We start from the raw sequence: 19,247 nt of genomic DNA on the forward strand, positions 1-19,247 counted from the left end.
GGCCGTGCCCTCGGCAGCCGCCACGCCGGCACCGCGGCCCGTCCCCGCCGCGGCCACCGTCCCCGGCCGCCTGCGCACCTGCTCGGTCGCGGGGCTGGCCGCCGACCCCCGGCTCGCCGACTTCCAGGCGCAGGTGGTCAACGCGGACACCGGCGCGGTGCTCTTCGACCGCGGCGGCCGCACGGCCTCCCGCACGGCCAGCGTGCTCAAGGTGCTCACCAGCGCCGCCGCGCTGAGCGTGCTCGGGCCGGACTACCGGGCGTCGACGACCGTCGTGGCCGGCAGCGAACCCGGCCAGGTGGTGCTCGTCGGCGGAGGGGACCTGACCCTGTCCCGCACTTCGGCGGGGGAGGCATCCGTCTACGCCGGCGCCGCCCATCTCGACGAGCTGGCCCGGCAGACCCTGGCCGCGTGGACCGCGGCGCACCCGGGCACCCCGATCACCTCACTCGTGCTCGACTCCTCGCTCTTCGGCGGGCCCGGCTGGCAGCCCGGCTGGGCGCGCACGGAGCTGGCCGCCGGCTACATGCCCGAGATCACCGCGCTCCAGGTCGACGGCGACCGGGAGAACCCCTACCGAGGCACCTCGCCGCGCAGCGAGGACCCGATCAATCGTGCCGGGCAGGCCTTCGCCGACGCGCTCGGCGGCGGACTGGCGATCAGCCGGGGCGCCGCCCCCGCCGGCGCCGCGAGGCTCGCCGCCGTCTCCTCGCAGCCCGTGTCCACGCTGGTCAAGCAGTCGCTCATCGTCTCCGACAACGCCATCGCCGAGATGCTCGCCCGGCTCGTCGCGGTGAAGTCGGGAGCCGGGAACACCTTCGCTGCACTGCAGCAGGGCATCCTCGGCGGCCTCGAACCCTACGGCATAGACACGACCGGGATCGTGATCAAAGACGGGTCCGGCCTGAGCGTCGACAACGCGGTCGCGCCGGCCTACCTCACCCGCCTGTTCGTGAAGATCCACAAGCGCGAGGGCAGCCTGGGCGTCATCGCCGACGGCCTCCCCGTCGCCGGGCGGAGCGGGTCGCTCTCCTACAGCGACCGGTTCGCCGGCGACAACGCGGCGGCCGACGGCGCGGTCTTCGCGAAGACAGGCTGGATCGACACCGGGTACACGCTCTCGGGGATCATCCATTCCGCCGACGGGACCCCGCTGACCTTCGCCGTATACGCGCTGGGTGATGTGAGCGATAATGCGAAGCAGGCCATCGATACCATTACGACGGGGTTCTTCCGCTGCGGCGACAACCTCTCGAACAACTGATAGCGAAGGAGCAATCCGTGACCAGGGCACTGTTCATCATCGACGTGCAGAACGACTTCACCGAGGGCGGCACCCTCGCCGTGCAGGGCGGCGGCGCCGTGGCCAAAGCGGTGACCGAACTGCTGGCGGCGCATCCGGACGCCTATGACGTCATCTTCGCGTCCCGGGACTGGCACGACGCCGACAGCGACAATGCCGGCCACTTCGCCACGGAGGGCGAGCCCGACTTCATTGCCACCTGGCCCGTGCACTGCGTCGCCGACACGCCCGGCGCCGAGTACCACTTGGCCCTGCTGCTGCCAGAGGAGACGATCCACATCCGCAAGGGCCAGGGGTCGCCGGGCTACTCGATCTTCGACGGCGTCTCCGAGGGCGGCGACAAGACCGGTGAGCTGCTGATCACCAACGGGGTGACGGATGTCGACGTCGTCGGCCTCGCCACGGACTACTGTGTGCGCGCCTCGGTGGTCGACGCCCTCGAGCACGGCCAGCACGTGCGCGTGCTCACCGACCTCGTCGCCGGGGTGTCGGCGGAGACGAGCGAAGCGGCCCTGGCCGAACTGGCCCACCTGGGCGCCGTGCTCACCACGTCTGACGTGGTCGAGTAGGTGTCGCTGAGTGAGCGTCCGGTAACGGTGGCCGAGTTCGCCCGGCGCCTCGACGGCGTGCGGATCGCCTACGACTACGTGCCGGGGGAGCGCCCCATCCTCCTCGTGCACGGTTTCGCGTCGACGGCGGCGGTCACCTGGTCGACGCCCGGCTGGGTGCGGGCGATCACGGATGCCGGACGCGGCGTCATCACGCCCGACCTGCGCGGCCATGGCCGCAGCGATGCCCCGCGGCGCGCGACCGACTACGCGCCGCGCCAGCTCGCGGCCGACCTCGTCGCCGTGCTCGACGCGCTCGAGCTGGACCAGGTCGACGTCATCGCCTACTCGATGGGCTCGCGCGTCGCCGCGGCCCTTACCCAGCTGGCGCCCGAGCGGGTGCGGCGGGTCGTGCTCGGCGGAGCCGGGCCGCTCGAACTCTTCGAGACCTGGGACCTGGACGCCGTGCGCCGCTTCGTCACCCACGGCGAGCTGCCGGCCGACCCGACGATCGCGGCTGTGCTCGGCGCGGCAATCCAGGCCGGCGCCGACCGGGAAGCGCTCATGGCCTGCGTGCAGGGAGTCGCCGGCGCCACGCTCGACGTGCCGCCGGGCATCCCGGTGCTCTACGTCGCCGGCGGAGCCGACACGATCCCGGCCGGGGTCGCCGAGGTTGCGCGTGCGCGCGGCTCGGAGTTCCTGGAGCTCCCCGGCCGCGGCCACATCAACGCGCTGACCTCCCGCGAGTTCAAGCAGGCCGCGCTCGCCTTCCTCGCCTCGGCGCCCTGAGCAGCCCGTAGCGCCGAGAAAAATTCTCCAGAAATTCCCGAGCACGTGCATCCGTTCTCGATGCGGTGGGGCAAGTACCTGTAAGAGGAAAAAATCCCCTCTTCAGAGTGACCCACACCCACCCATAACCAGGAGGAAACGATGCTCAAATCCCTCAAGATCGGCATGGCGGCCGCCGCTGTCGGTGCCGTCGTCACGCTCGGTGGTATCGCGCCGGCTCAGGCCGCGGACGACGTCGCCATGCTGTCCGTGCTGCACGGAGTTCCCGACCTCACGGTCGATGTCTATGTGAATGACAAGCTCACCCTCGACGACTTCAAGCCGGGTGACCTCGCAGGTCCGCTCGAACTCGCCCCGGGTACCTACACCGTCGCCATCACGGCCTCGGACGCCGCAGATGCGAGCAAACCCGCCATTGGGCCGGTGGACCTCCCCCTTGAAGCCGGCAAGAACTACACCGCAGCCGCGCATCTCGATGAGGCCGGCAAGCCAACGGCGACGTTGTTCACCAATGACATCTCGCAGCTCGCCGCCGGTGAGGGCCGACTCACGGTCCGCCACGTGGCAGCGGCCCCCGCTGTCGATGTCCTTGCCGACGGCGCTGCGGCGATCACCAACCTGGTGAATCCGAAGGAATCGGTCCTGACCCTGCCGGCCGGCACCATCTCGGCGGCTGTCGCAGCCACCGGAACGACTGACCCGGTGATCGGTCCGGCAGACGTGAACGTGGCTGAGGGAACGAACACGCTCGTCTACGCGTGGGGCAGCCTGGCCGACAAGAACCTCGCCCTGGCCGTCCAGACGATCGGTGGGCTGCACTCCAGCCCCGAGGGCGTCCCGGCCGGTGAGGCGGGCCTCGTCGCCACGAACCAGCCGAGCGACTCGACCGGACTCTTCGTCGGCGGCGCAGCCGTCCTGATGGGCCTCGTCGCAGCAGCGGCCCTGGGACTGCGTCGCCTCGCCGGTGCTCGCCGCTAGCGGGCAGGAAGGGGACACACCAATGAGAGCCACAGCGAGCGCAATCGCAGCGTTTGCTGTGGCTCTCGCCCTGTTCACCGGATGCGCCGCCTCCCCGACCGGAGCTTCGGTGGGGAAGGCGCCGCCCACCCCGAGCGAGATCCCGGCACCACTTCCCACCGCCGACGTCGATGTGCCCCGGGTAAGTTCGGCGCTCGACCTGAACCAGGTTCCGGTTCCGCTCACCCCGGAGCGGATTCGGGTCGTGTCCCTCGGCATCGACATGCCGATCGAATCCGTCGGACTGGCTCCTGACGGTGCCATGCGGCTTCCGGCCAATCCCGCCGTTGCCGCCTGGTACCGCTACGGTCCCTCACCGACCAGTCCGACCGGGGCGACCGTCGTCGCCGCCCATGTGGACTCGCTCGTCTACGACCTTGGCCCCTTCGCCCGGCTGGCCAAGGCTGGTGCCGGCACGGAGATCGTCGTCACCACCGAGGATGGCCTGGACCGTCGCTACGCGTTGGAGTCGATCCAAACGGTGAACAAGGCGGATGTCCCCTGGGCCTCCATTTTCGACCGGTCCGGTCCCGCCCGGCTCACCCTGGTGACGTGCGGCGGTGAATTCGACTACGACGCTCGACGGTATCTCTCCAACGTGATCGCCACGGCGCGGCCGATCCCATGATTCACAGGCGTGGCTATGCTGGGGCCGACAGCGGTCGAGACGCGCTCTCCGGTGCTGTCTGACATGTACGACCTCCAGACCCGCTCACCAACCGGGGGACAGCGATTCGACGTGACGGCACTCACCGATGAGGACGACCACGCCCCGTTGGGCGAGGCGTTCCGCGCGGGAGACGAGCGTGCGCTCGCCGAGGCCTACGCGCGATGGTCATCGCTGGTCTACACGATTGCGGTTCGCTCGCTCGGGGATCCGGGCGAGGCCGAGGACGTCACGCAGAAGGTCTTCATCAAGGCCTGGAATGGGCGGGCGAACTTCCAGCCGTCCCGCTCCCTGCTGCCGGGCTGGCTGGTCGGCATCACCCGGCACACGGTCGCGGACGCGCACGAGGCGCGCTCGCGCCGGCGCCGGGTCGAAGAGGCCGTTCTCGGCGAACTCCCCCTCAGCCAGGCCGACGGATCCATGGACGTGGCCGATCGGGTCATGATGAGCGACGAGCTCCGGCGCCTCGATCCGGTGCCGCGGCAGATAATGCAGCTGGCCTTCTACGACGATCTCACGCACACCCAGATCGCCGATAACCTCGGAATGCCGCTCGGCACCGTCAAGAGTCACATCCGTCGAAGTCTCACGAGGCTGCGCACCAGATTGGAGGCGAACGATGACACACATTGACCGCGACAGCCTCGCGCTCATTGCCCTGGCCGAGTTCGACCTCACCGATCCCGAACGACAGCACCTGGCCGAATGCGCGGAGTGCTCACTGGAACTGAGCTCGCTGCAGCACACCGTGGCGGTCGGCCGGTCGGCCCAGGGCGTCAAACTCGCGGCGCCCGGAGACAAGGTCTGGGCCGGCATCCACGCTGCCCTCGGCCTGTCAGAGGCGGTCGCCCCCACGCCGCGGCTCGTCGAACATGAGCCAGGAGCCGAAGCGGAATCCGAGCCGGAGACCGAAGCCGAAGCGGACGCGGAGGCCGAGCGGGTCGAACCTGCACCCATCGCGCACGTTGGGTCCGGATCCGGGCGGCGCGGACGCCGCAACTGGATTCCGGTGGCGGTGGCCGCGGGGATCGTCGGGCTCATCGGCGGGCTCGGCGGCGGCATCTGGTGGGAGTCCATCCGGCCGGAGGCCCCGGCGCCCGTCATTGCTGAGGCGCAGCTGGACCCCTTCCCTGGCTGGGAAGCCTCTGGCGTCGCCTATGTCGAGGAGGCGGCCGACGGACATCGCGACGTGGTGGTCGACCTGGCCGACGCCGGCGACGATGTGCCTCTCCGCGAGGTCTGGCTCATCAAAGCGGATGCCTCGGGTCTGATCAGCATCGGCTTCCTGGACGGCGACACGGGAACCTTCACCATTCCGGACGGGGTGAACCTCAGCGAGTATCCGCTGGTTGACGTCTCCGCGGAGCCCGACGACGGCAACCCGGCCCACTCCGGCGACTCGATCGTGCGCGGCGAACTCCGCACGCTGTGAGCGCCCGCCGCCTATCCTCCCCCGCGAAACCGCAGTTGTGCACGCTAAACGTCGCTGATGACGCGCACGACTGCGGTTTCGCGGGGGAGAGGGAGGGGTTAGAGCTGGTGGCCGAGCTTGTACTCGGGGCTCGGCTCGCCCTCGCGGGTGTAGGAGAAGCCGTCGGCGCCGATCGTGACGGCCGCCTCGGCCGGCTCCGTGCGCGCCACCAGCGGGCGGACGACGCCGTCCAGGTCGAGCACGGCGGATGCCTCGCTGTACCAGCTGGGCACGACCGGGTTGCCCCACCAGTCGCGGCGCTGGTTGTCGTGCACGTCCCAGGTGAGGGTGGGGTTGTCCGGGTCGCCGGTGTAGTAATCCTGCGTGTAGATCTCGATCCGGTGCCCGTCCGGGTCGCGCAGGTACAGGTAGAACGCGTTCGACACCCCGTGGCGGCCGGGTCCGCGCTCGATCTTGTCCGACTGGCGCAGGGCACCGAGGTGGTCGCAGATGTGCAGGATCTGGTGCTGCTCGTGCGTGGCGAACGCGATGTGGTGCATCCGCGGCCCGTCGCCGCCGGTAAGGGCGACGTCGTGCACGGTTGGCTTGCGGTACATCCACGCGGCGTAGGTGGTTCCCGCGGAGTCCTGGATGTCCTCGGACACGGTGAAGCCGAGTGCCTCGTGGTACGCGCGGGCGGCCTCGACGTCGGGGGTCATCACGTTGAAGTGGTCGAGGCGCGAGATCGCCCCGGCACCGTGCACGTCGTAGCGGCGGGTGAAGCGCTCGACGTGCTCGGCGTCGTAGAAGAACTCGACCGGGAAGCCCAGCGGGTCCTCGACCCGCACCGCTTCGCCGATGCCGCGGGTCGCGCCGACCGCGCGCGGCTCGACGCGCACGCCGAGCTCGCGGTAGTAGTCGGCGGCGACGGCGACCTCGTCCTGCGACCGCACCCGGTAGGCGAGGGCGGCGAGGGCGGCGACCGGGCCGAGGCGCAGCACGAGGGAGTGGTGCAGGTACTCCTCGAAGGCGCGCAGGTAGATGGCCTCGTCGTCCTCGTGGGTGACGACGAGCCCGAGCACCCCCACGTAGAACGCGCGGGACGCGGCGAGGTCGGTCACGATCAGCTCCGCATAGGCGGCGCGGATGATGTCCGGCGGGGTGGAGGTGGGCTGGGGGTTCATGGGAGGTCTCCTCGTTGAGTGGCTTCGTGGCGGTGCGGGGACGGTGCCCCGCCCGTGAGGGGTCGCATATCGACCTTCCGGGCGGCAATGAAGGTCGATATGCGACCCCTCACGCCCGATCGGGTCAGCGGATGCCGAAGCGCGGCGTGTGCACGACGCCGAGCGAGATGTGCACCGCCTGCTGGTCGGTGTAGAAGTCGATCGACCGGTAGCCGCCCTCGTGCCCGAGGCCGGAGGCCTTCACGCCGCCGAACGGGGTGCGGAGGTCGCGCACGTTGTGCGAGTTCAGCCAGACCATGCCGGCCTCGACCGCGTGCGCGAACGTGTGCGCACGGGTGAGGTTGGACGTCCAGAGGTACGCCGCCAGCCCGTACTTCACGCCGTTGGCCAGTTCGAGCGCCTCCGCGTCGGTGTCGAACGGGGTGATCGTGACGACCGGGCCGAAGATCTCCTCCTGGAAGATCCGCGCCGTCGGGGCGACATCCGCGAACACGGTCGGCGCGACGTAGTTGCCCTCCGGCAGGCCCGCCGGGCGTCCGCCGCCGGCGAGCAGGCGACCCTCGCTCTTGCCCAGCTCCACGTAGCTCATCACCTTGGCGTAGTGCTCGGGGTGCACGAGCGCGCCCACCTCGGTCTTCGGGTCGTGCGGGTCGCCGACCACGATCTGCTGCGCGCGCGCCGCGAAGCGGGCGCAGAAGTCCTCGTAGGCGCTGCGCTCGACGAGGATGCGGCTGCCGGCCGTGCAGCGCTCGCCGTTGAGCGAGAAGACGCCGAACAGGGTGGAGTCGATCGCCGCGTCGAGGTCGGCGTCGGCGAAGACCACGGCGGGGGACTTGCCGCCGAGCTCCATCGACATGCCCTTGAGGTTCGCGGCGCAGTTGCGGTAGATCAGCTGGCCGGTCGTGGTCTCGCCGGTGAAGGAGATCAGGGGGACGCCCGGGTGCTTCACCAGCGCGTCGCCCGCCTCCTCGCCGATCCCGTTGACCAGGTTGAACACCCCGTCGGGCAGCCCCGCCGCGGCGAAGATCCCCGCCCACAGGCTCGCCGACAGCGGGGTGAACTCGGCCGGCTTGAGCACGACGGTGCAGCCGGAGGCCAGCGCGGGGGCCAGCTTCCAGCTCTCCAGCATGAAGGGGGTGTTCCACGGGGTGATCAGGCCCGCGACGCCGACCGGCTTGCGGTTGACGTAGTTGATCTGCCGCCCGGGCACGCTGTACGTGTCGTCGGCCTGCGCCACGATCAGGTCGGCGAAGAAGCGGAAGTTCTCGGCCGCGCGGTGCGCCTGGCCGAGGGCCTGCGTGATCGGCAGCCCGGTGTCGAAAGTTTCGAGTTCGGCCAGCCGGGCATCCTGCGCCTCGATCGCGTCGGCGATGCGGTTCAGGACCTGCGCGCGGGCGCGGGGGAGCATCCGCGGCCAGGGTCCGTCGGTGAACGCCCGCGTGGCGGCGGCGACGGCCAGGTCGATGTCCTCGCCCTGCCCCGCGGCGGCGGTGGCGTAGCTCAGGTTCGACACCGGGTCGAGCACGTCGAAGGTCTTCCCCGAGACGGAGTCGACGAACTCGCCGTCGATGAAGTGCTGGATGCGGGTCGGCAGGTTTTCCGGGATGTAGTGCGCGGCGGCCGCGTGGTGGGTGGGCGCGGCGTGCATCTGGGCCGCGCGGGCGGCGGCGGAGGCGGGGTCGGGCATGGTCAGGCTCCCTTCACGGTGAAGCCGTCGACCGGGGAGAGGTATTTCTCGCCCGCGGCCAGCAGCTTCGTCATTTTTTCGATGCCTTCGGGCGTCGGCGTGATCAGCGGCGGGCGCACGAAGCCGCTTTCGATCAGCCCGCGCTGCTCGAGCACCCATTTGCCCGGCGCCGGGTTGGTCTCGACGAAGAGCAGGTCGACGAGCGGGTGCAGGCCGTAGTGGATCTCCCTGGCGCGTTCGATGTCGCCTTCGATCCACGCGTTGTACATGTCGACGTGCGCGACCGGGGCGATGTTCGATGTCGCGCTGATGTAGCCGACCCCGCCAAGAGCGAGCAGTGGCAGGCAGAGCAGCTCGATGCCGCTCCAGACCAGCAGGTCAGGCCCGCAGAGCTGCAGGACCCGGGAGAAGTGCTCGAAGTCCCTGGTGGTCTCCTTGACGCCGACGAAGTTGTCGAAATCGCGGTAGAGGCGCGCGACGGTCTCCGGGGCGATGTCGACGGCCGTCCGGCTGGGCACGTTGTAGGCCACGATCGGCAGGTCGGGGAACTCCTCGGCGACCGTTTTGTACCAGACGTAGAGCGCCTCCTGGGTGGGGCGGGCGTAGTACGGCGTGATGATCAGGGCGGCGTCGATGCCGGCATCCTGGGCCGCGGCGGTGAGCTCGAGGGTCTCGTCGAGCTTCGCCGATCCGGTGCCCGGCATGAACGGAACCCGGTCGTCGATCGCGGCGGCGACGGTGCGGATGGCGTCGGCGCGTTCGGCGATGGTCTGCGAGCTGGGCTCGCCGGTCGAGCCGCCGATCGAGATTCCGTGCGTGCCGGATGCCAGCTGCCAGTTCACCAGGTTGACCAGGCCCGCATGGTCGACGGCTCCGTCCGCGGTGAACGGCGACATCAGGGGCGCGATGGATCCCTTGATCTGGGCTGGATTGCTGCGGAACTTCATGGTCTCTGCTCTCTGACCCGGCACCTGCGTGCTGCCGGATCGGTGTTACGAGTGGTGGGCGAGGAAGGCGTCGAGGGTGGACAGCCGGTGATTGCGGGCGCAGAGCTCGATGTCGAGCGGGTCGGCCCCACCCTCGATCAGGTCGAGCAGTGCGTCGTGCTCGGCGACGGAGTCCGGCGCCCGGCCGGGCACGAAGCTGAAGGTCGAGCTGCGCAGCGCGTTCAGGCGCGTCCAGCCGCGGTGCACCAGGTCGAGGATGTGCGAATTGGGGCAGGTCTCGAACAGGAGCGTGTGGAACTCGGCGTTCAGCCGGGTGAAGCTCGCCGGTTCGAAGTGGGCGAGGTTCTCCCTCATCGCCTGGTTCACGGCCCTGGCCTTGCGCAGGGTGACGACGCTGATCGTCGGGGCGGCCAGCGCCGTGGCGTACCCCTCGACCAGGCCGAGCGTCTGCATGGTGACCTCGTACTCGGCGGCGTTGAGCATCGCCACCTGGGCGCCCACATTGCGTTCGAAGGTGATCAGGCCCTCGGCCTCGAGTTTGCGGATGGCCTCGCGCACCGGAACCGCGCTGACTCCGAGGTCGCCGGCGATCTGGCCGAGCACGAGCCGGTAGCCCGGGCTGAACCGCCCGTCGGCGATGCGCTCCCGAATCCAGCCGTAGGCGAGCTGGGACTTGCTCACGCCGTCGGCATCCGTCGGGCTCATGCGCCGGGTTCCGCGAGGTAACGCGCCCGCCAGGCCGCGTTCATCGGGTACAGGCCGTCGACGCCCTCGCCGGCGGCGACCATGGCGGCGATGAACGCTTCCTCGCGCTCCTGTTCGATCCCGGCGGTGACGACGTCCTCGACCAGGTGCGGCGGGATGACGAGCAGGCCGTCCGCGTCGCCGACGATGACGTCGCCGGGCTGCACGGACGCGCCCCCGCAGGCGACGGTCACGTCCACATCCCACGGCACGTGACGGCGGCCGAGCACGGCCGGGTGCCCGCCGGCGTGGTAGGTCGGGATGTCCAGGGCGGAGACCGCCACGAGGTCGCGCACGCCGCCGTCGGTGACGAGGCCGGCGGCTCCGCGCACCTGGGCGCGCAGGGCGAGGATGTCGCCGACCGTGCCCGTGCCGTGCTCGCCGCGGGCCTCCATGACCAGCACGTCTCCCGGGCCGAGCCCGTCGAAGGCGCGTTTCTGGGCGTTGTAGCCGCCGCCGTGGGACTCGAACAGGTCTTCCCGGTTCGGGATGTAGCGCAGGGTGCGGGCGCGTCCGACGAGGCGGGCCTCCGGCCGGGTGGACCGGAGCCCGTCGATGGACACGTTGTTCAGCCCGCGCTTGCGCAGCTGCGAGCTGAGGGTGGCCGTGCCGACGCTGTTGATCCGGGCGATGAGTTCTGGGGTGAGGGCGAACGCGGCGGGGGCATCCGCCGGGGCGGGTGCATCCGCTGGCACGAGGCCGGCGGCCTCGGCCGAGCCCCACGCCTCGGTGCGCTGCAGGTCGTCGACCCTGGGACCGGCGCCCCACGGCGCCAGCGGCACGGTTCCCCGGGCGATGGGGGTGACCAGGCGGCCCGTCGCCGGGGCGCCGGGAGCGTCGGGGGCATCCACTTCGACCTCGACCACGTCGCCGGGCGACACGACGGATGACCCGGCGGGGGTTCCGGTGAGGATGACGTCCCCGGGCTCGAGCGTGATCAGCTGGGACAGGTCGGCCACGAGCCGGCCGAACGGGAAGAGCAGATCGGCGGTCGTGTCATCCTGCACGAGCTCGCCGTTGACCCAGGTGCGCAGGCGCAGGCCGGCGGGGTCGAGGCCCTCGACGGGAAGGAAGACCGGGCCGAGCGGGGTGAAGCCGTCGCCGCCCTTGGAGCGCAGGTTCGAGCCCTTGTCGGCGTGGCGCAGGTCATAGACGCCGAGGTCGTTGGCCGCGGTGACGTGCGAGACGGCCGACCAGCCCTCCTCGGGCGAGACGCGGCGGGTGACGCGCCCGATGACGAGCGCGATTTCTCCCTCGAACGCGAGCAGCTCGCATCCGGCCGGGCGTTCGACCGGCGCCCCGCTCACCGCGAGGGAGCTGGCGGGCTTGAGGAAGTAGCCGGGCTGATCGGGCGTGCGGCCGCGCTGGGCGGCGCGGCTGGGGTAATTGAGATGCACGGCAATGATCTTGCCCGGCGCACCCCCGGTGCCGCTTTCGCCGGCACCGGGGACGAGTGGAATCAACATGACGGAACCTTAGTCGTGGTGGCTGACGCCGAGCGGGATGCCCCTGGTCTCCTTGACCATGGACACGGCGCCGAAGGAAATCGCGGCGAGCACCATGATGTAGATCCCGATCGACGGCGACCAGCCGGTCTCGTCGAGCAGCAGCTGGGCGATCAGCGGGGCGAAGGCGCCGCCGAGGATCGCGCCGAGGGCGTAGCCGATCGAGACGCCCGAGTAGCGCACGTTGGCCGGGAACATCTCGGCGTAGAGCGCGGCCTGCGGCCCGTAGGAGAGGCCGAGGCCGATCGCGAGCACGAGCAGCGCGACGGCGAACCAGATGACGTTCTTCGTGTCGATGAGCAGGAACATCGGGATCGCCCAGAGGAAGATCCAGACGTAGCCGATCTGGAAGGTGCGGATGCGCCCGATCTTGTCGGAGAGGATCCCGCCGAACATCGTCGCGGCCAGCCAGAAGACGGCGGCAACGGTGCTGGCGACGAGCACGGGGGAGCGTTCCATGCCGAGGCCGCCGAGTTCGGCCGGCTTCGTGGCGTAGGAGGCGAAGAAGGCGATCAGGAGGTAGCCGGCCGCGTTGTTGGCGATGAAGATCAGCGCGGTGAGGATGACCTGGCGGGCGTTGTTCTTGAACAGGTCGCGCAGCGGCGCGGCGGATTCCTTCTTGCGCTCCTGGATCTCCAGGAAGACCGGGCTCTCGGTGACCGCCTGGCGGATGACGTAGCCGATGATGATCAGGAGCACGGAGACGAGGAACGGGATGCGCCAGCCCCAGGCGAGGAGCGCTTCCTCGCTCATCGAGGAGGTGACGATGAGCATCACGCCGGTGGCCAGGATCAGGCCGGACGGAACGCCGATCTGCGGGTAGGCGCCGAAGAAGCCGCGGCGGTTCGCCGGGGCGTGCTCGACGGACATGAGCGCTGCTCCGCCCCATTCGCCGCCGGCGGAGAAGCCCTGCAGGATGCGCAGCAGGATCAGCAGCAGCGGCGCGGCGACGCCGATCTGCGAGTAGGTCGGGAGCACGCCGATCAGTGCGGTGGCCGCGCCCATCATGACGAGGGTGAGCACCAGCATGGCCTTGCGGCCGAGACGGTCGCCCAGGTGGCCGGCGACGATGGCGCCGAGCGGGCGGAAGAGGAAGCTGATGCCGATGGAGGCCCAGGCGACGAGCTGCGCGAGGGCCGGGTTGTCGCTGCCCAGCGGGGCGAAGTAGAGCCCGGCGAGCACGAGGCCGGCGGCCTGCGCGTAGATGAAGAAGTCGTACCACTCGATGGTGGTGCCCACCATGGTGCCGGCGAGGACGCGGCGTTCCTCGAGTCGTTTAGCGCGACCGCTGTCTACGTGGTCGGTCGTCAATGCCATGGAATACTCCCTTGTATCTCCGGTGCGGTCCGGTCAACGTATCACAGATCGTATATTATCTGTAGCTTCGCGATCGGGCCGCCCGCCGCCGAGGTCCCGCGCCGAGAATCGCCGTAGATGCCGAGAATCCCCGGTGCAACGGCGACTCTCAGCAGGAACAGGGACTCTCGGCGCGTGCCCGGGGTGCGGATTTGGCTGGATCCTGACCAAACCCGCAGCGGAATCCGTCGTACTTGCCGGCCCGGACGACGGATTCCCGCTGCTGGCCCGTGCCGGATTCGTTCCGACCGGCTAGATTTGAAGCAGACTTTCCGAGGAGGCATTGTGTTGCACATTTCAGAATCCGAACTGCTCGCGCAGGTACCCAACGAGCTGTACATCAACGGCCGGTGGGTGCCGGCCGCTGATGGCGGCACGCTTCAGGTATTCGACCCCGCGACGGGCAAGGTGATCAAGACGATCGCCGACGCCAGGGTCGAAGACGGCGCTGCCGCACTCGACGCCGCCGTCGATGCGCAGGACCGCTGGGCCGCCACCCCGCCGCGGGTGCGCGGCGAGATCCTCCGGCGCGCCTTCGACCTGCTGCAGGAGCGCAAGCACGAGTTCGCCATGCTGATGACGCTCGAGATGGGCAAGCCGCTCGCCGAGGCCTACGGCGAGGTCGCCTACGGCGGCGAGTTCCTGCGCTGGTTCAGCGAGGAGGCCGTGCGGATCAGCGGCCGGTACGGCACCAACCCCGAGGGCACCGGCCGGATGATCGTCTCCCAGCACCCGGTGGGCCCGAGCTTCCTGATCACGCCGTGGAACTTCCCGCTGGCCATGGCGACGCGCAAGATCGCCCCGGCGCTCGCCGCCGGCTGCACGGTCGTCATCAAGCCGGCCGAGCTGACCCCGCTGACCACGCTCTACCTGGTCAAGTTGTTCGAAGAGGTCGGCCTCCCCGCCGGCGTCGTCAACGTGATCACGACCTCGACCTCCTCCGCCGTCGCGGGGCCGATCATCGCCGACCCGCGCCTGCGCAAGCTCTCGTTCACCGGCTCGACCGCGGTCGGACAGAAGCTCATCCAGCAGTCCGCCCAGGGCGTGCTGCGCACCTCGATGGAGCTCGGCGGCAACGCCCCGTTCATCGTGTTCGAGGACGCCGACCTCGACCGGGCCGTGGACGGCGCGATCGCCGCGAAGTTCCGCAACATCGGCCAGGCCTGCACGGCCGCGAACCGGTTCGTGGTGCACGCCTCCATCGCCGAGGAGTTCGCGCGCCGCGTCACCGAGCGCGTGAACGACTTCACCGTCGGGCGCGGCACCGAAGACGGCGTCACCATCGGCCCGCTGATCAACGACGACGCCGTCCAGAAGGCGCACACGCTGGTGCAGGACGCCGTGCGGCGCGGCGCATCCGTGCTGACCGGCGGATCGGCGATCGAGGGCGTGGGCACGTTCTACCAGCCGACGGTGATCAGCGGCGTGAAGGCCGGCAGCGACATCCTGCGCGAAGAGATCTTCGGGCCGGTGCTGTCGATCATCCCGTTTGAGGACGAGGACGACGCGGTGCGCATCGCCAACGACACCGAGTTCGGGCTGATCAGCTACGTGTTCACGAAGGACCTGGCTCGCGGGCAGCGGATGATCGAACGCCTGCAGACCGGCATGATGGGGCTCAACCTCGGCGTCATTTCCAACGCGGCCGCGCCGTTCGGCGGGGTCAAGCAGTCGGGCCTCGGCCGCGAGGGCGGCTTCGAGGGCATCCACGAGTACCTCTCGACGAAGTACACGCTCACGCCGGACCCCTTCTCCGTCTAACCCGTTCTCCGTCCGGCTCGCTGGGCACGGGGGTCGCCGGTTCCGGCCGCACGCCCCTGCTCCCCGTGCATAACTCCTCCAGTCTGTTGCGCTCTCCCGTCGCTGCCGCGTGTTTCCGTGGCAGCGCATCCGGGGCCCGGGCAAATTGGAGGAGTTGTGCGCACGGGCGCCGTTTCGGGTGTGGCGACCTGAGCCGGCGCCGGGCACGCGCCGGGCACGCGCCGGGGGCGGCGCGCCTAGACTTTGCGGATGCCCGTCATCGAGATCACCGAGCTGAGCGACCCGCGGCTGGCCGACTACGCCCACCTGACCGATGTCGCGCTGAAGAAGGCTCGCGGCTCCGAGCACGGGCTGTACCTCGCCGAGTCGCTGCTCGTCTTCGAGCGGGCGCTGCGGGCCGGGCACCAGCCGCGCTCGGTGCTGGCCCTCGGCGGGTCGGCCGGGGAGGCCCTGGCCGCCCTCGGCGATCGGGCGGAGGACGTGCCGGTTTTCGTCGGCCCGGGAGAGCTCCTCGAGGAGCTGACCGGGTACATCCTGCACCGCGGGCTGATCGCCTCGATGCACCGACCGGCCCTGCCCGATCCGGACGAACTGCTCGCCGGCGCCCGCCGCATCGTCATCCTCGAGAACGTCGCCGACCCCACCAACGTCGGCGCGATCTTCCGCTCGGCCGGCGCGATCGGCGCCGACGCGATCCTTGTCACTCCGCGCTGCTCCGACCCGTTCTACCGGCGCGCGATCCGGGTCTCGATGGGCACGGTGCTCCAGGTGCCCTGGACCCGCGTGGGCGACTGGCCGGCCACCCGCGAGCTGCTGACCCGGCACGGCTTCCACGTTGCCGCCCTGGCGCTGACTCCGGATGCCGTAAGCCTGCGCGACTTCGACGGCCGCGCGCACGACCGGCTCGCCCTCGTGCTCGGCGCGGAGGGGCACGGGCTCACCGTCGAGGCGCTCGCGGCGGCCGACACCGTGGTGCAGATCCCGATGAAGCACGGCATCGACTCGCTCAACGTGGCCGCGGCCAGCGCCGTCGCCATGTGGGCCCTCTCCACCTGAGCCCGGAACCCCCGCGAAACCGCAGTTGTGCGCGCTAAAACGCCCGTTTAGCGCGCACAACTGCGGTTTCGCGGGGGTGTCCTAGGCTGGGGGGATGAGCAACGAAGCCGTGATCGTGGATGTCGTGCGCACCCCGTCCGGGCGCGGCAAGCCCGGCGGCGCCCTCTCCGGCGTGCATCCGGCCGACCTGCTGGCCGGCGTGCTCGGCGAACTGGTCAGCCGCAACGGCCTCGACCCGGCCCTCGTCGACGACGTGATCGGCGGATGCGTCAGCCAGGCCGGCCAGCAGGGCTTCAACATCACCCGCACAGCGCTGCTCGGCGCGGGCTTCCCCGACTCCGTGCCGGCCGTCACGATCGACCGGCAGTGCGGCTCCAGCCAGCAGGCGGCCACCTTCGCCGCCCAGGGCGTCATCGCCGGCAGCTACGACATCGTCATCGCCTGCGGCGTGGAGTCGATGAGCCGGGTGCCGCTCGGCTCCTCGCTCGGCGGACAGGACCCGTCCGGCGAGCTCCTGCGCGAGCGCTACCCGAAGGGCCTCGTCGGCCAGGGCGTCTCGGCCGAACTCATCAACGAGAGGTGGGACCTCGGCCGGGACGCGCTCGACGCCTTCGCCGCCCGCTCGCACCGGCTCGCCGCGGAGGCCGCCGGGCGCGGCGACTTCGCGCGCGAGATCGTGCCCGTGACCACCCCCGACGGCCGCGTTGTCGGCCGGGACGAAACCGTCCGGCCCGGCACCACCGTCGACTCGCTGGCCGGCCTCGGACCGGCGTTCCGCACCGACGCCCTCGCCGCCCGCTTCCCCGACCTCGACTGGCACACCACCGCCGGCAACTCCTCGCCGCTGACCGACGGCGCCTCCGCCGCGCTGATCATGAGCGCCGCCCGCGCCGAGCAGCTCGGCCTCACCCCCCGCGCCCGCTTCCACAGCTTCGCGGTCACCGGCAGCGACCCCATGCTGATGCTCACCGGCGTGATCCCGGTGACCCGGCGCATCCTCGACCGCGCCGGCCTCGGCATCGACGACCTCGACGCCTACGAGGTCAACGAGGCCTTCGCCTCCGTTCCCCTGGCCTGGCTGGAGGAACTGCACGCCGACCCCGAGCGGCTCAACCCGCGCGGCGGCGCCATCGCCCTCGGCCACGCGCTCGGCTCCTCCGGCACGCGCCTGCTCGGCACCCTCCTGAACCACCTCGAAGCCACCGGCGGCCGCTTCGGCCTCCAGACCATGTGCGAAGGCGGCGGCATGGCCAACGCCACCATAATCGAAAGGCTCTAACCCATGCAGATCGACGGATGCTCCGCCCTCGTCACCGGAGGCGCCTCCGGCCTCGGTCTGGCCACCGCCACGGCCCTGCACGCGGCCGGCGCCACCGTGGTGCTGCTCGACCTCCCCGGATCGCCCGGCGACCGGATCGCCGCCTCCTGGGGCGCCCGCGCCCACTTCGCTCCGGGCGACGTGACCAGCCCCTCCGATGTGCAGGCCGCGGTGGATGCCGCGACCGCGCTGGCCCCGCTGCGCATCGTCGTCAACTGCGCCGGCATCGCCCCCGGCGCGAGGACCGTCGGCCGGGGCGGCCCGCTGCCGCTGGAGGACTTCGAACGCGCCATCCGGATCAACCTCGTCGGCACGTTCAACGTGATCCGGCTGGCCGCCGCGGCCATGGCGCAGACCGAACCGCTCGGCGGCCCCGGCCAGGGCGCATCCGAGCGCGGCGTGATCGTGAACACCGCGTCGGTCGCGGCCTTCGACGGGCAGATCGGGCAGGCCGCCTACGCGGCGTCGAAGGGCGGGGTCGCCGCGATGACCCTGCCGCTCGCCCGCGAGTTCGCCCAGTCGTTCATCCGGGTGATGACCATCGCGCCTGGCATCTTCGACACCCCGATGATGCAGGGCATGAGGCAGGAGGTTCGGGACTCCCTCGGCGCGCAGGTGCCGCACCCGTCCCGGCTCGGCGACCCGAGCGAATACGCGGCACTCGTGCGGCACATCGTGGAGAACCCGATGCTCAACGGCGAAACCATCCGTCTCGACGGCGCCATCCGGATGCAGCCCAGGTAGTCCGCCACCGGGCTGCTGCCGCTGCCGCTGCCGCTACCGGCCGCGGCGACTGTGACGCGGAGTGACACCGGGTGGCGGCGGCGGAATTCTGCTTAGGGTAGGCTTACCTAAGATTTCCCAGCCGCCCCACATGCCACCGAAGGAAGCACCGCACGTTATGACTTTGACACGCAGATGGACCATGATCGCCTCGATCGGAATCGCGACGGTGCTCGGCACGAGCGCCTGCAGCGCCGGCGCCCCGACCAGCCCTCCGGCCTCCAGCGGGAAACCGTCCGGGTCGATCACCGTGTACAACGCCCAACATGAGGAGCTCACCCAGGCCTGGGCCGATGAGTTCACCAAGGAGACCGGCGTCACGGTCACCCTCCGCAACGGCGACGACGCGGAGCTCGGAAACCAGATCGTGCAGGAAGGGACGGCATCGCCCGCCGACGTCTTCCTCACCGAGAACTCGCCCGCGATGACCCTCGTCGACAACGCCAAGCTGCTCGCTCCGGTCGCCGCAGCCACCCTCGAGAACGTGCCGGAGCAGTACCGGCCGAGCACGGGCAACTGGACCGGCATCGCGGCCCGCTCGACCGTCTTCGCGTACAACCCCAAGCTCCTCAGTGAGGAGGACCTGCCGGCTTCGCTCCTCGACCTCGCCGACCCGAGCTGGAAGGGCCGCTGGGCCGCTTCGCCGTCCGGCGCCGACTTCCAGGCCATCGTCAGCGCGCTCCTCGAACTCAAGGGCGAGGCCCAGGCGAAATCCTGGCTCGCCGCGATGAAGGAGAACGCCGTCGCCTACAAGGGCAACAGCACCGTCATGAAGGCCATCAACGCCGGCGAGATCCCGGCCGGCGTGATCTACCACTACTACTGGTTCGGCGACCAGGCCGGAACCGGCGAGAACAGCTCGAACACGAAGATGCACTACTTCAAGAACCAGGATCCCGGCGCCTTCGTGAGCCTGTCCGGCGGCGGCGTGCTCGGCACGAGCAAGAACCCCACGGCCGCGCAGGCGTTCCTCGCCTTCATCACCGGCAAGGCCGGCCAGGAGATCCTGCAGACGGGCACCTCGTTCGAGTACCCGGTGGCGAGCGAGACGGATGCCAACCCGCAGCTCGTTCCGCTCGACGAGCTCGAGGCGCCCGAGGTCGACCCGTCCAAACTCAACAGCACCAGGGTCACCGACCTAATGACCGAGGTTGGCCTCCTCTAGGGTGCG

18 protein-coding genes are annotated in these 19,247 nt (G+C 70.4%); 12 read left to right on the forward strand and 6 right to left on the reverse strand.

What is annotated here, in order from left to right; all coding sequences use genetic code 11:
• From dacB to E3O23_RS06515, 7 genes are all read left to right on the forward strand, one after another.
• A partial coding sequence (gene dacB / locus E3O23_RS06485) for a D-alanyl-D-alanine carboxypeptidase/D-alanyl-D-alanine endopeptidase (RefSeq protein ID WP_134489307.1) occupies positions 1–1,264 on the forward strand: 1,264 nt, incomplete at its 5' end.
• A 17-nt stretch (positions 1,265–1,281) separates the two neighbouring features.
• Positions 1,282–1,872 carry an isochorismatase family protein gene (locus tag E3O23_RS06490; RefSeq protein ID WP_134489309.1) on the forward strand — a complete coding sequence of 197 codons (591 nt, stop codon included), beginning with the start codon at positions 1,282–1,284 and terminating at the stop codon, positions 1,870–1,872.
• Positions 1,873–2,640 (forward strand): alpha/beta fold hydrolase, encoded by a 768-nt coding sequence (locus E3O23_RS06495; protein WP_198415144.1) that lies wholly within the window; start codon positions 1,873–1,875, stop codon positions 2,638–2,640.
• Positions 2,641–2,781: 141 nt separating this feature from the next.
• Positions 2,782–3,618: a DUF4397 domain-containing protein gene (locus E3O23_RS06500; RefSeq protein ID WP_134489311.1), complete on the forward strand. Its 837-nt coding sequence runs from the start codon at positions 2,782–2,784 to the stop codon at positions 3,616–3,618.
• A 22-nt stretch (positions 3,619–3,640) separates the two neighbouring features.
• Complete coding sequence (locus E3O23_RS06505; protein WP_134489313.1) at positions 3,641–4,285, forward strand: class F sortase; 645 nt, start codon at positions 3,641–3,643, stop codon at positions 4,283–4,285.
• A gap of 15 nt (positions 4,286–4,300) precedes the next feature.
• The gene (locus E3O23_RS06510) at positions 4,301–4,957 is read left to right on the forward strand and encodes an RNA polymerase sigma factor (RefSeq protein WP_241983359.1); all 657 of its coding nucleotides are present in this window, start codon (positions 4,301–4,303) and stop codon (positions 4,955–4,957) included.
• The gene (locus E3O23_RS06515) at positions 4,944–5,756 is read left to right on the forward strand and encodes an anti-sigma factor domain-containing protein (protein WP_134489315.1); all 813 of its coding nucleotides are present in this window, start codon (positions 4,944–4,946) and stop codon (positions 5,754–5,756) included. Before E3O23_RS06510 ends, E3O23_RS06515 begins: the two co-directional genes overlap by 14 nt.
• A 98-nt stretch (positions 5,757–5,854) precedes the next feature.
• Here the strand turns inward: E3O23_RS06515 and hpaD are convergent, their stop codons facing one another.
• The 6 genes from hpaD to E3O23_RS06545 form a co-directional block, all read right to left on the reverse strand.
• The gene (gene hpaD, locus E3O23_RS06520) at positions 5,855–6,919 is read right to left on the reverse strand and encodes a 3,4-dihydroxyphenylacetate 2,3-dioxygenase (RefSeq protein WP_134489317.1); all 1,065 of its coding nucleotides are present in this window, start codon (positions 6,917–6,919) and stop codon (positions 5,855–5,857) included.
• A 124-nt stretch (positions 6,920–7,043) separates the two neighbouring features.
• Positions 7,044–8,567 (reverse strand): 5-carboxymethyl-2-hydroxymuconate semialdehyde dehydrogenase, encoded by a 1,524-nt coding sequence (hpaE, locus tag E3O23_RS06525; protein ID WP_134489457.1) that lies wholly within the window; start codon positions 8,565–8,567, stop codon positions 7,044–7,046.
• Positions 8,568–8,608: 41 nt separating this feature from the next.
• Positions 8,609–9,553: a 4-hydroxy-tetrahydrodipicolinate synthase gene (dapA, locus tag E3O23_RS06530; RefSeq protein ID WP_134489319.1), complete on the reverse strand. Its 945-nt coding sequence runs from the start codon at positions 9,551–9,553 to the stop codon at positions 8,609–8,611.
• Positions 9,554–9,598: 45 nt separating this feature from the next.
• Positions 9,599–10,258, reverse strand: a complete 660-nt coding sequence (locus E3O23_RS06535; RefSeq protein ID WP_134489321.1) for a GntR family transcriptional regulator — start codon at positions 10,256–10,258, stop codon at positions 9,599–9,601.
• Positions 10,255–11,763: a fumarylacetoacetate hydrolase family protein gene (locus E3O23_RS06540; protein ID WP_134489323.1), complete on the reverse strand. Its 1,509-nt coding sequence runs from the start codon at positions 11,761–11,763 to the stop codon at positions 10,255–10,257. The genes E3O23_RS06535 and E3O23_RS06540 overlap by 4 nt, the downstream gene beginning before the upstream one ends.
• Before the next feature lie 9 nt (positions 11,764–11,772).
• A complete protein-coding gene (locus E3O23_RS06545) occupies positions 11,773–13,119 on the reverse strand; it encodes an MFS transporter (protein WP_134489325.1) in 1,347 nt (448 codons plus the stop codon).
• 333 nt (positions 13,120–13,452) lie between these two features.
• Here E3O23_RS06545 and E3O23_RS06550 point away from each other — a divergent pair, with 333 nt between their 5' ends.
• The 5 genes from E3O23_RS06550 to E3O23_RS06570 all read left to right on the forward strand — a co-directional run bounded on the left by E3O23_RS06550 (position 13,453) and on the right by E3O23_RS06570 (position 19,241).
• Positions 13,453–14,919 carry an NAD-dependent succinate-semialdehyde dehydrogenase gene (locus E3O23_RS06550; protein WP_420897642.1) on the forward strand — a complete coding sequence of 489 codons (1,467 nt, stop codon included), beginning with the start codon at positions 13,453–13,455 and terminating at the stop codon, positions 14,917–14,919.
• 249 nt (positions 14,920–15,168) lie between these two features.
• Positions 15,169–15,975: a TrmH family RNA methyltransferase gene (locus E3O23_RS06555; RefSeq protein WP_134489327.1), complete on the forward strand. Its 807-nt coding sequence runs from the start codon at positions 15,169–15,171 to the stop codon at positions 15,973–15,975.
• Positions 15,976–16,069: 94 nt separating this feature from the next.
• Positions 16,070–17,254, forward strand: coding sequence for a thiolase family protein (locus E3O23_RS06560; RefSeq protein WP_134489329.1), 1,185 nt, complete (start codon positions 16,070–16,072; stop codon positions 17,252–17,254).
• Between the two features lie 3 nt (positions 17,255–17,257).
• Entirely contained in the window at positions 17,258–18,037 is a 780-nt protein-coding gene (locus E3O23_RS06565; RefSeq protein ID WP_134489331.1) for an SDR family NAD(P)-dependent oxidoreductase, read from the forward strand.
• Positions 18,038–18,194: 157 nt separating this feature from the next.
• Positions 18,195–19,241: an iron ABC transporter substrate-binding protein gene (locus tag E3O23_RS06570; RefSeq protein ID WP_134489333.1), complete on the forward strand. Its 1,047-nt coding sequence runs from the start codon at positions 18,195–18,197 to the stop codon at positions 19,239–19,241.
• Positions 19,242–19,247 lie beyond the last annotated feature (6 nt).

This window comes from Cryobacterium tagatosivorans, assembly GCF_004402215.1.
Classification (GTDB): domain Bacteria; phylum Actinomycetota; class Actinomycetes; order Actinomycetales; family Microbacteriaceae; genus Cryobacterium; species Cryobacterium tagatosivorans.